The 15,242-nt window shown below is 57.0% G+C and carries 10 protein-coding genes and 1 tRNA gene; 7 read left to right on the top strand and 4 right to left on the bottom strand.

Annotated elements, in window-relative coordinates:
- Window positions 1–3 precede the first annotated feature (3 nt).
- Window positions 4–1,824, top strand: a complete 1,821-nt coding sequence (locus NZ823_09185; protein MCS6805297.1) for a serine hydrolase — start codon at window positions 4–6, stop codon at window positions 1,822–1,824.
- Between the two features lie 529 nt (window positions 1,825–2,353).
- On the opposite strand, the gene NZ823_09180 is transcribed toward NZ823_09185, so the two are convergent.
- Window positions 2,354–2,429: transfer RNA gene (locus NZ823_09180), tRNA-Ala, on the bottom strand.
- A 309-nt stretch (window positions 2,430–2,738) separates the two neighbouring features.
- Between NZ823_09180 and hppD the strand changes: the two genes are divergently transcribed.
- The 6 genes from hppD (at window position 2,739) to NZ823_09150 (ending at window position 10,253) form a co-directional block, all read left to right on the top strand.
- A complete protein-coding gene (gene hppD / locus NZ823_09175; GenBank protein MCS6805296.1) occupies window positions 2,739–3,827 on the top strand; it encodes a 4-hydroxyphenylpyruvate dioxygenase in 1,089 nt (362 codons plus the stop codon).
- Between the two features lie 5 nt (window positions 3,828–3,832).
- Window positions 3,833–5,131 (top strand): homogentisate 1,2-dioxygenase, encoded by a 1,299-nt coding sequence (gene hmgA / locus NZ823_09170; protein ID MCS6805295.1) that lies wholly within the window; start codon window positions 3,833–3,835, stop codon window positions 5,129–5,131.
- A complete protein-coding gene (locus tag NZ823_09165; GenBank protein ID MCS6805294.1) occupies window positions 5,128–6,054 on the top strand; it encodes a hypothetical protein in 927 nt (308 codons plus the stop codon). The genes hmgA and NZ823_09165 overlap by 4 nt, the downstream gene beginning before the upstream one ends.
- Window positions 6,051–7,394, top strand: a complete 1,344-nt coding sequence (gene fahA, locus NZ823_09160) for a fumarylacetoacetase (GenBank protein MCS6805293.1) — start codon at window positions 6,051–6,053, stop codon at window positions 7,392–7,394. The genes NZ823_09165 and fahA overlap by 4 nt, the downstream gene beginning before the upstream one ends.
- Before the next feature lie 27 nt (window positions 7,395–7,421).
- Window positions 7,422–7,958 (top strand): hypothetical protein, encoded by a 537-nt coding sequence (locus tag NZ823_09155; GenBank protein MCS6805292.1) that lies wholly within the window; start codon window positions 7,422–7,424, stop codon window positions 7,956–7,958.
- Window positions 7,959–8,279: 321 nt separating this feature from the next.
- On the top strand, window positions 8,280–10,253 hold the full coding sequence (locus NZ823_09150; GenBank protein MCS6805291.1) for an MBL fold metallo-hydrolase: 1,974 nt from the start codon (window positions 8,280–8,282) through the stop codon (window positions 10,251–10,253).
- A 160-nt stretch (window positions 10,254–10,413) separates the two neighbouring features.
- On the opposite strand, the gene NZ823_09145 is transcribed toward NZ823_09150, so the two are convergent.
- The 3 genes from NZ823_09145 to NZ823_09135 all read right to left on the bottom strand — a co-directional run.
- Entirely contained in the window at window positions 10,414–11,544 is a 1,131-nt protein-coding gene (locus NZ823_09145; protein ID MCS6805290.1) for a hypothetical protein, read from the bottom strand.
- A 160-nt stretch (window positions 11,545–11,704) separates the two neighbouring features.
- Window positions 11,705–14,812, bottom strand: coding sequence for a TonB-dependent receptor (locus NZ823_09140; protein MCS6805289.1), 3,108 nt, complete (start codon window positions 14,810–14,812; stop codon window positions 11,705–11,707).
- Window positions 14,813–14,957: 145 nt separating this feature from the next.
- Window positions 14,958–15,242 (bottom strand): hypothetical protein (locus NZ823_09135; protein MCS6805288.1); only part of this gene is annotated, 285 nt, incomplete at its 5' end.

Below are 15,242 nucleotides of genomic sequence, written 5' to 3'. Positions count from 1 at the left end.
ACTATGAAACAACGACCAATGATTCGACTCACTGTTTTGCTGCTTCTTGTGCTGATGAGCAGTTCAGTGGCTCCAGCGCAGGAGGCGCCGCTTCGAGGATTTGATGAGTATGTGACCAAGGCGATGCGAGATTGGGAAGTGCCAGGATTGGCCGTCGCCGTCGTCAAAGACGACAAGATCGTGCTGGCCAAAGGCTATGGCGTGCGGAAGCTCGGTGAGCCGACGCCGGTGGACGAGCGCACGTTGTTTGCCATTGGCTCGGCCTCCAAAGCGTTCACCACAGCGGCGCTGGCGATGCTGGTTGATGAAGGCAAACTCTCCTGGGATGATCCGGCGACGAAGCACTTGCCGGGATTTCAACTCTTCGATCCATACGTGACGCGCGAACTGACGGTGCGCGATCTGGTCTGCCATCGCAGCGGGCTTGAACGCGCTGACCTGCTATGGTACGGCTCCGCGTATGATCGTCAGGAGATTTTGCGCCGCATCCGCTACCTCAAACCGAGTTGGAGTTTCCGCAGTAAGTTTGGCTATCAAAACATCATGTATCTGGCCGCCGGGCAGATTGTCGCGGCGGTGACAGGTCGGAGTTGGGATGATTTCATCCGCGAGCGCATCTTCGCACCGCTGGGCATGTCGGCGAGCAACACCAGTGTGACAGCGTTGAGCGCGAGCAACAATGTTTCGACACCTCACGCCAAGGTTGACGGCAAAGTCCAGCCGATCCCGTGGCGCAACATTGATAACGTCGCGCCTGCCGGCTCGATCAACTCCAATGTCGTAGAGATGGCCCAGTGGCTTCGCCTGCAACTGGGCGAAGGGATGTATCAAGGTCGGCGACTTCTCTCGTCGGGAGCCATCAAAGAGATGCACCGGCCACAGATGATCCTTGATCCAGAGCCGCAGTGGCTGCTGTTCATGCGCGACGCGCATTTCATGACCTATGGCTTGGGTTGGTTTTTGCATGATTACCGAGGGCGCAAGGTGGTTCAGCACGGCGGCGCTATTGATGGGATGAGCGCGTTGGTGGCCATGATACCGGAAGAGAAGTTGGGCGTGGTCGTGCTCATCAACCTGAGCGGCGCTTACTTGCACTCAGCTCTGGTCTACAGAGTGTTTGATGCCTACCTGGGCGCGCCGGCGCGGGATTGGAGCACCGAGGTGCTGAGCGCCTTCAAAGCATTACAGGAACAACAAGAGGCTGCACAGAAAAAGATCGAGCAAGCGCGGGTCATGGGAACGACGCCGTCGCTGGCGCTGCCCAAGTATGCCGGCACGTATGAGAATGAGGTGTATGGCCAACTGAAAATCACCGAGCAGAACGGCAAGCTGCTTGCTCAGTTCAGTCCGGCGTTCATCGGAGAGCTGGAGCACTGGCATTATGACACGTTCCAAGCCAAATGGCGCAATCCGCTCGGCTCGAAAACGCTGGTCTCGTTCACGCTCAACGAACAGGCAGAAGCATCTCAAGTCAGACTCGGCCTGCCTGGAGTCTCCGAAATGATTTTTCGACGAGTGGCAGAAAAAGCGCCGCCGGCAGCCGCTGTGGCTATGAGCGAGGCGGAGATGAAGAAATTCGCCGGCGTGTTTGCGCTCTCTGCGCCGCCCATCGAGGTGATCATCGAGGTAATCGGCGGCAAGTTGAAAGCGACAGTGCCGGGGCAGCCGGTCTACACATTGGTGCCAGTTGGTCCGACTCGATTTCAGATTGAAGGCGCGCCTGCCGGCTTCTTCGTGCAATACGAGATGGCCGACGGCCAACCCAAGAGCATCACCATCGAGCAAGGCGCCGGCCCCAGCTTGACACTGCCGCGCAAGCCGTGAAGCCAATGAGGATGCCACCGGCACAGACGCCATCTGTGACGAGACGAATCGTCCTGGTTCGAGCGATTTGTGAATGAGTTGACCCTAGGGCGCGCTTGCAGCGTGCATCAGCCCGCAACAAGATGCGGGGCAACCAGGCTAAATGCAATTGAAAATCGCTCGAAGTGAACAAGCTGATGGAACGCGGATGACGCGGATTTGGCGGATCAACGCGGATCAATCCGTGAAAATCCGCCGCATCCGCCTCATCCGCGTTCTATCCAAACTCCACGAGCTTAGAGCGGTTTGTGAATGAGTTTACCCTGGGAACGCACGGTTCCAGCATGCATTAGTCCGCAAGATGCGGGGCTCACAGGCTAAGTTAAAATCGCTCTATCCAGCGGAGTCGTTCATGTGGTTTGTGATGATGCGGCAGAAACGATGAGAAGAGAGCAGAGGCGAGAACGCCTGTGCCACATTCTCAGAGCAACCGATCAATGTGCTGCCGGTGCGAACACGTCGCTGCGCTGAAGTTGATGTAGGGAGTTGGTGGTGGAGCCAAGGGGATTTGAACCCCTGACCTCTTGAATGCCATTCAAGCGCTCTCCCAACTGAGCTATGGCCCCACTCAAGGAGGGCACTAAGATACCTCAGGCCGTTGAATCCGTCAAGCTGAGTCGTTAGCTGCCCTTCTTCACTGCTTGATTCGCCTCATCTTCTGCTGTTACAATCGCGCCCATTGTAATTGTTGAGGAATCACCCATGTACTATTGCGCGCCACGAAGCATGAAAATGGAGCACAGGCAGCAACACCTGTGCCACACGCTCAAGGGCATCATCCATAAGCTTACGTTCGCCACCAAGACGGAACGTGACGTGGCGCAAGTTGCCAGCTTGCGCCACACCGATTCTCAAGAGAGGAGGTCATATATCCGATGAGCGAAAATCCTTTGAAGCTGCGACGGATTCATCATGTTGAATTCTGGTCGGGCAACGCCAAGCAGTCCTCATACTACTATCGTCATGCTTTCGGATTCTCACAGGTGGCTTATGCCGGCCTGGAGACTGGACAACGCGACGCAACATCCTATGTGCTCACGCAAGGAACTGTGCGCTTCGTGATCACGACCCCACAGCACGCGGACCATCCGGCAGCCGAACACATCAAGCGACACGGCGACGGCGTGCGGGATGTCGCATTTGAAGTGGACGATGCTGACCTGGCCTTTGAGCTGGCGCTCGCCCGCGGCGCTCAGCCGGCCATCGAACCGCATACGGTGAGCGATCAACATGGCTCCATTCGACGCGCCGCGATTCAAACCTTTGGTGATACGATCCATTCGTTGATTTCCTATCGCGATTATGATGGGCCATTCCTGCCCGGCTACGTTGAAGCCAACGCGCCGGGCCGACCGGTGGGCATTCTGCGCATTGATCATATTGTGGGCAATGTGGAGAAGGGCCGGATGAACGAATGGGCTGAGTGGTATCATCGCGTGCTTGGCTTCCATCGCTATATTACGTTTGACGACAAGGACATCTCAACCGAGTATAGCGCGCTGATGAGCGTGGTCATGTCTGATGACTCGCACTCAATCATGTTTCCGATTAACGAGCCGGCTGAAGGCCGACGCAAGAGCCAGATTCAAGAATATCTGGAATGCTATCAAGGCCCCGGCGTGCAACACATCGCGCTGCGCACGGAGAACATTCTTGAGACAGTCCGCTCGCTTCGTGAGAACGGCGTCGAATTTCTGACCGTGCCGGATGCCTACTATGAGGCGTTGCCGGCGCGCGTCGGCCCGATTGAAGAGCCGCTCGACGCAGTGCGCGAGTTAGGCCTCTTGGTGGACCGCGATGATGAGGGATACCTGCTGCAAATTTTCACGCAGCCGGTCGAAGATCGCCCCACGTTGTTTTACGAGATCATTCAACGCAAGGGGTGTCGCGGCTTTGGCAAGGGCAACTTCAAAGCGTTATTTGAATCTATTGAGCGCGAACAAGCGCGTCGAGGAAATCTCTAGAACCTATGTCAGCGGAGATCGAGCTTCGTTATCAATCCGGTTTTGGCAACGAGTTTGCCACTGAGGCGTTACCGGGCGCGTTGCCGCAAGGGCGCAATGCGCCGCAGAAGCCCGCTTACGGCCTCTATGCCGAGCAATTCAGCGGCACAGCCTTCACCGCTCCCCGCGCCGCAAATCGCCGCTCATGGCTTTATCGCATTCGCCCAACGGTTGTGCACGAGCCATTCAAGCAGATGCCCGATGGATGGTGGCGCAGCGGTCCGTTTGACGAAGTCGCGCCATCGCCCAATCAACTGCGCTGGGACCCGCTGCCGCTGCCCACCGAGCCGACTGATTTCATTGACGGCATGATAACCATGGGCGGCAATGGCAGCCCGGCGACACTGACCGGCGTGGGCATTCACATGTACGCGGCCAACACATCCATGCGCGATCGTTTCTTTTCCGATGCCGATGGCGAGCTGCTGATCGTGCCACAACTGGGGCGCTTGCGCCTGCGCACAGAGATGGGCCTGTTGGAAGTGGCGCCGGGCGAGATGTGCGTGCTGCCACGTGGGCTTAAGTTTTCTGTTGAACTGCCTGACGGGATGGCCCGCGGCTATGTTTGCGAAAACTACGGCGCGTTATTTCGGCTGCCTGAGCTGGGGCCGATCGGGGCCAACGGGCTTGCCAATCCGCGCGATTTTCTCACGCCGGTGGCTTCGTTTGAAGATCGCGAAGGCGCGTTTCAATGGGTGACGAAATTTCAAGGACATCTGTGGGTGGCTTCAATTAATCACTCGCCGCTCGATGTCGTCGCGTGGCACGGCAATTACGCGCCCTATAAGTACGATCTGTCGCGGTTCAACACGATCAACACGGTGAGCTTCGATCATCCTGATCCTTCGATCTTCACGGTGTTGACCTCGCCGTCGGACACACCGGGCACGGCCAATTGCGATTTCGTCATCTTCCCGCCACGTTGGATGGTCGCCGAGGACACATTCCGTCCACCGTACTTTCACCGTAATGTGATGAGCGAGTTTATGGGCTTGATCTTCGGTCGGTACGACGCCAAGGCTGAAGGTTTTGTGCCGGGTGGCGCAAGTTTACACAATTGCATGTCCGGTCATGGGCCTGATGCCACAACCTTCGAGCAGGCCACCCATGCTCAGTTGACCCCGCAGTATCTGGGCAATACGTTGGCCTTCATGTTCGAGACGCGATACGTCATCCGACCGACACGATTTGCCATCGAGACGCCCTGCCTGCAACACGATTACTATCAGTGCTGGCAAGGGCTGAAGAAGTATTTCGCGCAATGAACGACTATCGCCAGTCCCAGAAGCGGCACGGCATGGCCAACTCGCTGCGCGCGCTGATGAGATCGTTCATTGATTATGCCGGCTTGTTTCCGCCGGCGCAGCTTGAAATGAACGCAGCCGTTGAGCAGTATGCGGCCTATCGGCGCAGTGAACACGCCTGGATGCTCGGTCGCTTCGTTCTGCCTGTCTCGCGGCTCGATGAGTTTGCGCGCGAAGCGGTGGCACACTGGTCAAAGAGCGAGCAAGAGCCGCGCTGGTTGATAAGCGCGTTGTGCAGTGCACAGGCGCAGGAAGCCATCGCCACGATCATGGAATTCAATGAGCGCCATTCCGCCTTCGCGTTCATTGATACGCTGGAGCTAAAAGCTGACCGGGTTGACGAGGTTGAGCGAGCGATGCAACTCGTGCCGCCGTTCGTGGCAGCCTATATTGAAATACCGCTGGCGCCATCTGCTGAGCCACTGATCGAGGCCATCGCTCGGACAGGCGCGCGCGCCAAGGTGCGCACCGGCGGCCTGATCCCTGAGATGATTCCTTCGACCGGTGATCTCGTCCGGTTCATCGCGGGCTGCGCCGCCGCCAACGTGCCGTTCAAAGCCACGGCCGGACTCCATCATCCAATTCGTTCGGTCCATCGGATGACATACGAGCCGGATAGTCCGTCTGGCCTGATGCACGGATTCCTCAACGTGGCGTTGACCAGCGCGTTCTTGCGCTATGGCATGAGTCACGAGCAGGCCGCCCAGGTGCTGGACGAAACCTCGGCTGACGCTTTTCAATTCGATGACGAAGGGGTCGCCTGGCACGAGTGGCGACTCAGCATCGAGCAACTCGTCGCCGCGCGAGAAGGATTTTGCATCTCATTTGGTTCATGTTCGGTGTCTGAACCCATCGAAGATTTGAAACGGCTCGGTCTGTTATGATCTATTCGATCAACGAGACGCACGATGTGAATCTCAAAAGTTGGGTGGAATCGGCCAACGATCCCACGAGTGACTTTCCCATTCAAAATCTGCCGCTGGGCGTGTTCATACGGCGACATCGGGGCAGTCGGCGTACCATACCGCATATCGGCGTGGCTATTGGCGATTGCATTCTTGATCTCTACCAATGCGCCCGGCATGAGCTGTTTAGTTCGTTAGACGCCGAGCTGGTCAGCGCTTGTCGCCGGCGCCAGCTCAATCGCTTGATGGCGCTTGGTCATGAGCACTGGTCGGCGCTGCGTCGGCGAATCAGTCAATTACTGCGAGCCGATTGCCCTGAGCTTCGAGATAACAAGGAGCTGATCAAGCAAGTTCTTATCCCCATGCGCGCGGCACGAATGCTGCTGCCGGCGCGCATCGGCGACTATACGGATTTCTACGCCTCAATCTACCATGCCACGAACGTCGGCAGCATGTTCCGTCCTGAAAGCCCGCTGTTTCCCAATTACAAATATGTGCCTGTCGGCTATCACGGTCGCGCCTCGTCGCTGCTGGTTAGTGACGCGCCGATTCGTCGCCCGCAGGGGCAAACCGTCAGCGATGATGCTGACACGCCGGTATTCGCTCCATCGCGGGCGCTCGATTACGAAGTCGAGTTAGGATTTTTCGTCGGGCCGGGCAACAAATTAGGCCAGCCGATTCATATTGCCGACGCTGAGAAACACATTTTCGGCGTCTGCTTGCTCAATGATTGGTCGGCACGCGATATACAGAAGTGGGAGTATCAGCCGCTCGGTCCATTTCTCAGCAAGAGTTTTGCCACCACGATCTCGCCCTGGATTGTGACAATGGAGGCGCTGGCGCCGTATCGCGTGCCGGCGCTGCGCCGAGCCGATGGCGACCCGCCGCCGCTGCCCTACCTGCATGCGCCTGACGATCAACAACACGGCGGCATTGATGTGACCGTGGAAGTGGAGTTGAGTACGTCGCTCATGCGCGAGCAGCGCATCCCGCCAGCGCGAGTGAGTCGTGGCACATTTCGGGATATGTACTGGACGGTCGCGCAACTGCTGACGCATCATGCGAGCAACGGCTGCAATCTGCGCGCGGGCGATTTGCTGGCCAGCGGAACGATTTCAGGGCCGACGAAAGACTCGCGCGGATGTTTGCTCGAATTGACGTGGCGCGGCACGGAGCCAATCCAGTTGCCGACCGGCGAGACACGACGCTTTCTGGAAGACGGCGATGAAGTCATCATACGTGGTTACTGCGCTCGCGACGGATTTGCTCGTATTGGTTTGGGCGAGTGCCGCGGCGCAATCCTGCCCGCAGGTGGGTGAAGCAAAATCCTTTCTAAGGAGGTCCCAATGTCGAATTTGCAACAGCGCATGATTCGCGCAGCCCGGCTCGATGTCAGTTTGTATGAGGAAGTGGAGCGAGACCCCATGGCCATGGGGCAGGCCATGACGGTCGTCATTCTCTCCAGTGTGGCCGCCGGCATCGGCAGCATCAGCACGTTGGGTGTCAAAGGACTTGTCCTGGGAACCATCGCGGGACTTGTCGGATGGTTCATCTGGGCCTATCTGACGTACTACATCGGCACGCGCTGGTTCGCCGAGCCGCAGACACGGGCGACGCATGGCGAGTTGTTGCGCACGATTGGTTTTGCCAGCGCGCCCGGCGTCATTCGTGTTCTTGGTGTCATTCCGGTGCTTGGCTGGATTGCGTCGCTGGTCGGTTCGATTCTCATGCTCATCGCGATGGTCGTGGCTGTGCGGCAGGCGCTCGATTATTCTACGACGGGACGCGCCGTGGTGGTGTGCCTCATCGGTTGGATCGCGTACATGGTGATTGGCTGGCTCGCCGTTTCGATTTTCGGCGGTTTGGCCAGACCGTTTTTCTAGCCTCCAGTCGCATCGCCTCGATGGAACCAAGCGGGGTCGAGGAAACCAACCAAGTAATGTGACAAAAGGTCGGGGCGTTTTTGGAGTGCTGCGACGTGTCGCGGCTTTGGTCGGGAAGCGGTGACACGTCACCGCGCTCCAAAACTGCCCGTCCCCCAAAATGTCCCAGAACTTTTGTCCACCTACTCAGAAGATGCGGCCGCCGGCGATGAGCCGCCGGTAGGGCTGTTGACGACGCACGCGTCCGGGCTGAGACGAGAAAAATCGGCAACAGGCCGGTTTGTGGGCGGATCAAACGGCCTTGCTGTATAATGCCGTTCTATGAAAACGAGAGTATTTATCGGTTGTTTGGTCGTGAGCTGCGTGGCGTGGTTCATGCCGTTGGTTCATCCGCAAGCCGGTCTGTTGCGAATTTATTTCATTGACATTGGTCAGGGTCATGCTGCGCTTGTCGTTTCGCCGACGGGCAAGACCATGCTGATAGATGGTGGACCGGATGGCGCCGGCACGTCAGCCATCATTCCGTTCATGGAGAGCGCAGGGCTTACGCGCTTGGATGTGATGGTGGCCACGCATTACGATGCCGATCACATCGGCGGGCTGGATGAAGTGGCGGCCAGATTCGCTCCCGGCATCGCTTATGACAGTGGCGACCTGACCGTTACCAGCAATCCCGCCATTACAGCCTACCTGAACGCTGCTCGACCAGTGCGTGCGACGATGCGCGCCGGTCAGGTGATTGATCTGGGCGGCGGTGCGACGGCGACTTGCTTGGTTGTCAACGGGCAATTGGCTAGCGGTGGACGTGTCGGCATCTTCGGTCGCACCGATCAATTCGATCAACGCGACAACTCGGCCTCGATCGGCTTGCTCATTCAGTATGGTGATTTCGATTTCTTCGTGGCTGGCGACCTGACCGGCGGCGGCAACAATACGACGGATGTTGAATCCACTGTCGCGCAATTGGTCGGCGATGTGGACGTTCTGCAACTCAGTCACCACGGCAGCAACACCAGTAGCAACCCGACATTCCTCGCTGCGCTCAAAGCCGAGGTCGGCATCGTGCAAGCAGGACGAACCAACACCTTCGGGCATCCATCGGTTGAGGCGCTCGATTTGTTTATCAACACAACGCCGACCAGCGGTCAGCGCCCGACACCGCCAGATGCCGACGCGCCGGCCAATCGTCCACCGTTTGTTTTTCAAAATCAGCAGAGTCCTTCCGGCAGCAGCGTGAGTCATCAAGGCATCGTTGCTCGTGGCACAATCACGGTAGAAACAAACGGCAACGGTTACATTGTCACCAGCGCCCGCTTGCCGCGAATACCATTTGCTGAGGATGGCGCTGAAGCTGGCCTTCGCACGGATTTTCCACCCTCGGTGATCGTGACGCACTTGCCGCTCCTGCCTCGCTCCGATGAGCGCGTCATCATTCAAGCGCAGATCGCCGATAACTCCGGTGTGATTGATTCGGCGACGCTGACGTATTCAATCAACGATGGTGAACGCACGACAGTGGAGTTGAGCCGCGTGTCCAACACGGATTTCATCGGCACGATTCCAGCTCAACCTGATGGCGCGCGTGTTCAGTATGAGGTGAGAGCACGCGACGGAGCCGGACAGATCACAGTCGCGCGCGGCGGTTACTTCGCCGGCACAACGCCCATTGCGGCGTTGCGCGTCAATGACGACTGGGGCGTTCCGCAGTTTCTTGGTTTTCCCGCGCGCATTGTGGGAACCGTGACGGTTAGCAACGGAACATTCAGCAGTAGCAACAGTGATATTTACGTGCAAGATGCCACAGCCGGCATCAATGTTTTTCGTTTGCGCTCGACGAACCTGCAAGCGGTTCTGGGCGACCTCCTTTCGGTCACCGGTCGCCTCTCAGTGTTTAATGGCGTCTTGATGTTGGATGTCACCAATCCGCTGCCCAATGCTCCCTTCCCATCTCCGTTCGGCGCAAGCAGGCTCGGCGTGGGCGGCAGCGTCACCCCGCTTGTGAGGACAATCGCTCAGCTTGACGAGACGGTCGAGGGAATGCTCGTGCGCGTGGATAACGTGCGAGTCATTGATGGCTCAATTCCATCGAGTAACAACAATGGAAACCTCTTGATCGGCGATGGAACTGGTGAGGTGACGCTGCGCATTCTGCGCGAGACGGGCATTCCAGGCATGACCACCCCATCAGGCCGGTTCAGCGTGGTGGGCATTCTGAGCCAATTTGATCGCTTTCGTCCGTTTGACAGCGGCTATCAGTTATTGCCGCGCAGTCGCGCCGACTTGATCCTCCAGTGAAGGCCTGAGGGAATTGTTTGTGTGCAACCGCACACCACGAACGATGAAGATGAGATTCTTTCGCGTTGTCGGCGCGTTTCGTGGGCTATGTTTCGCAAGCGTGACAGGGCTTGAAGCCGGCGTCCGGCTTGAAACCCTGTCGTAGTGGTGAAGATGTGGATTACTGCTGTCGAATGCGTATCAGGCAATCGCAGTTGCCGTCCGCAAAGACAACCGTGCCTCGCCTCGGAGAGACAGCAGAAGCGTTGATGATGAAAAGGCCCGTAATCGGATCGCCAGCCGGGTTGACAATACTGGGCGAAGCAATGATCTGAGCTTCAGTAGCCAGCATGGCGGCGTTGCCTCGACCGCCGCCAGGATTGCGCACGATGATCACGCCGTCATCAGTATCGCCAACGCCGAATGCGTTAGTGAGGTACAATGTGCCGTCGGTATCCACCGCGCCGCCGTTGGGGCCAATATCCGCTGCGCCAATGTCGGCTTCGATGTCAGTAGCGGCCACCAGCAATGTGACCGCGCCGGTTTGCGTGTTAATTTCCAGAATGTCATCTGAAGCGGCTGCCGCCGCGCTGTTGGAGATCACTAGATTGCCATTCGGCAAGAAGCCGACAGGCCTGAAGGCCAGCGGATCGGTAAAACCGAGTATATTTCGCAGCTCAGCTTCTCCGACAAACTCTTGGGCCGGCGTCCTGCCGCCATCAGGCGCGTCCACGCTGACTATCGCAATGCTATCGCCGTTGAGGGCGCCGAAGTTCGCTTCGAGGACGACATAAATCGTCTTGCCCCGGACAGCAATGAAGGCTATGCCTTCAACAGAGGTTTGCGTCGGCGGACCATCCAGTCCAGCCAGCAACGTGATATTTCTGGTTTGCGGGTTCACGCGGAAAATCATGCCCGATTCAGCGCCGCTTTGATCGCTGGCTAGAATGATGCTTCCATCATCGGCCACGCCGACTGACTGAATGCTAACTGCCGCCGGACGAGCCATAGCGCCGTTGACCGCATCAATTTTGTCCCGTAATGCATTTTCATCGGTCAACAATGTAATCCTTGGCGGAGTCGTTGAGACATCGGCCAGGTAGACTCGTTCATTGGCAGCGTCAGATATATCGGTGAACACATAACCATTGGCCGTCACCGCCACTTTGTTTGGTGCAGCCACGTTTGTTCCATTGGCATCGGCAATCTGCCGCCCTGTCACAACCGCGTCAATAATGACTGCTTGAGCAAAGACACCAATTGTCGCGCAGGCTACAATCGCGAGGGATACAAGCCATTTCAATTGATTCATAAAGATGCTCCTCCTTGAAGCTCTGCGTGTGAAGCATGAGCTGAAACCACAATCATCCCTGCGAGAGCCAGATTTCAGACATCATGCTTCACACGTGAATATAGAATTGACTCAAACCGGGCCAGAGATAGTATCAAACCAGCCTGACCGGGTCAATCAATCAGAACTTGAACTTCAGGCCAAATTGCATATCCCGATTTCGACGCGCGCTGATCGGCGCCAGAAAATCGTTCCGTCGTGTCAACACGAATCGCCGGTTATTAACGCCGCCAGTTCGCGCCGAATCGTACATGCTCCGATTGACAATAGTAAACTGAGCATGATTGGCCACATTGAAGACCTGGTAGATGAATTCCAAACTCTTTCGTTCACCCAGGGCAATTTCCTTGCGCAGTCCGAGGTCTACATAGCGTTGATCCGGTCCTCGGAAAGCGTTGCGGCCATAAAACGGCACGCGATCGAAGATCACATTGTCTTCGTTGAAATCGGTATCGGCTGAAGATGACGTGCTATTGACCTCAGCCGAGATGGGACGACCGCTGGCTACCGTCGCAATACCGCTCCAGCTCCAATTGGCCAGCAGATGTCGCACCAGCGCGTTGTTGGCGCGCTTGAAAAACGGCATTTCCCAAATGCCGCTGATCACCAGCCGATGCCGGCGATCCAGGTCCGACGGACCCCGATCCAGCCGCGCGTTGAACGGATCAAGCAAATTGGAGAACCCACCCAGCGAATTGCGCTCATCCACGATGCCGATGTTATCAATCGCCTTGGATAACGTGTATGACAAGAGCATCGAGAATCCTTGACGGAACCGACGATTGACGCGCAACGCCATGCCATGATAGACCGAATCGGATGCGCTCTGGATCGTCAAAATTTGCCGATAAAACGGATTTGGGCGTAGTGCAACGGTGGTCACACCAATGCGCGGCAAGCGGACCGATTGAACGATGGTGCGGCGGTCAGCCGATAGTTCGCTAATCGTTGAGAATCCGGTTGGCGGGATCACGTTCGTATTGGTGACGCGCATCAAGTGAGTTCCCTTCGTCCACAAGTACGTCACAGCAACGGTTGTGCTGGCGATCAGCTCGCGCTCGATCTCGAAGTTGCCTTGCTGAATGTAGGGATTCACTCGATCAGGAGCAAACACGCGCAGGTCGCTGAACGGGTCTCGACGACTGAAGCCGGCAGGCGGCTGACTCAGTCCGCCAAAGGTGGCTGCCGTCAGATTCAGCGGATTGAGCGTTTCAAAGGCCGGAAACGTGATGCCAAGCTGTCGCGCATCGTCGGCGCTCAAGAACACGTTGAACGAATAGACATTGTTGTTGGTCAGCACATCGTTAATCAGCAGATTTGGCGTGCGCCCGTAGAAGATGCCGTAGCCGCCACGAATCACTGTCTTGTTGTCGCCAAAGGGACTGTAGGCGAAGCCGAAGCGCGGTCCCCAGTTATTTTTATCTTCGTTGATGATGCCTGTTTCCGGCACATCAGGGTTGACGACAATTGGGTCCGGCAGCGTTTGCAGGTCATAGCGCAGCCCGTAATAGAGCGTCAGCCGGTTGGTCAATCGGAACGTGTCTTGCATGTAAAACCCGTAATCAACGCCTGTCTGTCGAACCAACGGCGTGACATCAGGCGCGAAGAAGCGTTGCTGAAAGCTACTGAAGTTGCCTTGCAGAAAATCGTTCACGCTGGAGAAGCTGTATGTGCCGTTGACGTTGAGCGCGAAGTAATTCCGATCCACGACGCGGTTGATATCGAATCCCGCCTTGATCGTGTGACGCCCTTTGATGATAGACAACCCGTCAATCCACTGCTGGCGTTGCTCCTTGGTGTAACGTCCCGGAAACTCGCCAGGCCGCCCGTGTAGGAAATTGCGTGCGCCCAGCGCAAAGCCACGCACGCTGATCTGCGGCAAATACGGCGCATTGGCGTAATCGCCGACGTGATCGAACACAAAGTTGAAGCGAAATTCGTTGACCACTGATGGCGTCAGTACGGAATTGAGCGATATGACCGTGGTGTAACTGTCGGTGAAGTTGCGAGCGTTGGAGTATATCGAATCGTCGGTTGTCGGCTGCGAAAAGACGCCATTCGTCGAGCGATACCGCTGGAAATTGTGCGTCGCCGTTAACGAGTGGTTTTGTGTGATCGTCCAATCCAGACGCGGAAAGAAATTGATCTGATCGAAGTCGCGCGGCACAGCGCCGGCCAGCGGGAAGAAAAACGCTTCGGCACGCGCGCGTATGGCCGGTGGCAGCGACGCTATATCATTTTCTACGTCGCGGCTCAGGATCACGCCGAGCGGCTCGTTGCGAATTTGCTGGTCATAATTGAAAAAGAAGAACAGCTTGTCGCGCACCAGTGGACCGCCCAGGTTGCCGCCGAATTGTTGCCGTCGCTCTTTGGGTCGCGGAATGGGCGGCCGTGACGATTTATTCACAGTATTATTGGCGTTGAAGTGATCATCGCGGATGTAGTAAAAGCCACTGCCACGCCAATTGTTCGTGCCTGAACGGGTGATGGCGTTGACGATGCCGCCGCCGGCCCGACCAAACTCCGCGGCGAACGTGTTGTTGCCGACGCGAAATTCCTGGATGGTTTCCTGACTGAACTGAAACGGCGCGCGCGTGCGTCCACGAATTTCGCCGAAGAAGGCATTGTTGTTGTCGGCGCCGTCCACTTGCACGTTGTTGGAGACCCGATCCGCGCCGCCAAACGAGACATTGCCGAAATCGTCAGCGTCGGTGACGCCGGGCGTGAGCAGCACCAGTTCTGTCCAGTTGCGTCCGTTGAGCGGGAGTTTGTCAATCGCCAGTCGGTCTATGACCGTCCCTGTATGTGTCCGTGTCGGTTCGATAAGAGGCAGTTGGTCAGCCGCGACGATGATCGTTTCTTCGCGCAAGGTGGCCAGTTCAAGCCGGACTTCAAGACTCACCGTATCGCCGACCCGCAGCGTGACTGTGTCGAATTTCACCTCGGCGAACCCTTCCTTGTTCACCGTGACAGTGTAATCACCCGGCGGCAGCAGTGAGAGCACGTAGCGACCGCGCTCATCGGTCACCACTGTGCGCGTCAAGCCGGTCTCTTTGTTCGTAGCTGTGACCGTCGCTCCAGGAACGACAGCCGCAGTCGGGTCTACCACGGTTCCTTCCAATGCCGCCGCTGCTGCCTGAGATTGCACCGCTGCTGCTGATGGCGCGCCTACCAGGTGAAAGCAGACTGCGATTAGCGCCGTTAATAAACATGCTGTGGGTTTGCTCATACTGATCCCTCCGTCAACACAATAGCTCTCAGATTAGCTTGAAGAGTCAATCCACTGAATAGCCTTTTATCTTCCGCTCTTAGGAAACAAAGCTAGCCCACACGGGAAAAGGCGTCAAGCAGTTTTCAGGCGCTTATAGCGGGGTTCACTTGCGTGTTCCTTCCTGACGCTCATGCTGCCCACTTCTGACGGGCTTTTGAGCCTGAGCGGCCATCTGAAAATCGTTGTGAGAGCAAATGCCGCGTGAAGATCGCGCATTCCCATTCATTCGTTCAGGAGTGGCCATGCTTTTTAGCTTCACGAAAAAGGTCTTTCCCTGCGAGATGGTTAAGGTATGGATGTTGGTTCGATGGTGGGGCTGTACGGGCGGCTCGCTGTGGCCGCCCGCGTAGTCTTTCCCTGGGCGGTTGTAGAGTATGGATGTTGGTTC

Source organism: Blastocatellia bacterium (genome assembly GCA_025054955.1).
Lineage (GTDB): Bacteria > Acidobacteriota > Blastocatellia > HR10 > J050 > JANWZE01.
This window is presented reverse-complemented; position numbering and strand designations above follow the sequence as displayed.

Coding starts and splice junctions, on each gene's coding strand:
- NZ823_09185 (MCS6805297.1), top strand. CDS start 4: ATGAAACAACGACCAATGATTCGACTCACTGTTTTGCTGCTTCTTGTG.
- hppD (MCS6805296.1), top strand. CDS start 2,739: ATGAGCGAAAATCCTTTGAAGCTGCGACGGATTCATCATGTTGAATTC.
- hmgA (MCS6805295.1), top strand. CDS start 3,833: ATGTCAGCGGAGATCGAGCTTCGTTATCAATCCGGTTTTGGCAACGAG.
- NZ823_09165 (MCS6805294.1), top strand. CDS start 5,128: ATGAACGACTATCGCCAGTCCCAGAAGCGGCACGGCATGGCCAACTCG.
- fahA (MCS6805293.1), top strand. CDS start 6,051: ATGATCTATTCGATCAACGAGACGCACGATGTGAATCTCAAAAGTTGG.
- NZ823_09155 (MCS6805292.1), top strand. CDS start 7,422: ATGTCGAATTTGCAACAGCGCATGATTCGCGCAGCCCGGCTCGATGTC.
- NZ823_09150 (MCS6805291.1), top strand. CDS start 8,280: ATGAAAACGAGAGTATTTATCGGTTGTTTGGTCGTGAGCTGCGTGGCG.
- NZ823_09145 (MCS6805290.1), bottom strand. CDS start 11,544: ATGAATCAATTGAAATGGCTTGTATCCCTCGCGATTGTAGCCTGCGCG.
- NZ823_09140 (MCS6805289.1), bottom strand. CDS start 14,812: ATGAGCAAACCCACAGCATGTTTATTAACGGCGCTAATCGCAGTCTGC.